Annotated in this window: 1 protein-coding gene; it reads left to right on the top strand. The window is 66.5% G+C overall.

All coding sequences use genetic code 11. The features are described from left to right. Window positions 1–91 precede the first annotated feature (91 nt). The coding region (locus A7A76_RS16070) for a DUF7507 domain-containing protein (RefSeq protein ID WP_206412134.1) at window positions 92–343 on the top strand (252 nt) is incomplete at its 3' end.

Genomic DNA, 343 nt, shown 5'->3' on the forward strand with positions numbered 1-343 from the left:
GGATGTGAACACGGGCTCGCGCGCGAACACCGCGACTGCGACCGGCACGACGCCGGGTGGTGGAACGGTCACCGACACCGACGATGAGACGGTGACGATCAATGCCGCTCCGCAGCTGACCCTGACCAAGACCGCGGGCGCGATCACTGACACCGATACCCCGGCCAACGGCGCGGGCGATATCGGCGATACGATCACCTACACCTTCGCCGTCCAAAACACCGGCAATGTCACCCTGACCAACGTCAATGTGACCGACCCGCTGTTGCCGAACCTGGCCTGCACGGCCGTGACCCTGGCGCCGGGCGAGAGCCAGAACCTGACCTGCACGGCCGGCAACGTG

Source organism: Lysobacter enzymogenes, from assembly GCF_017168095.1.
In the GTDB taxonomy this organism is placed as follows: Bacteria; Pseudomonadota; Gammaproteobacteria; order Xanthomonadales; family Xanthomonadaceae; genus Lysobacter; species Lysobacter enzymogenes_D.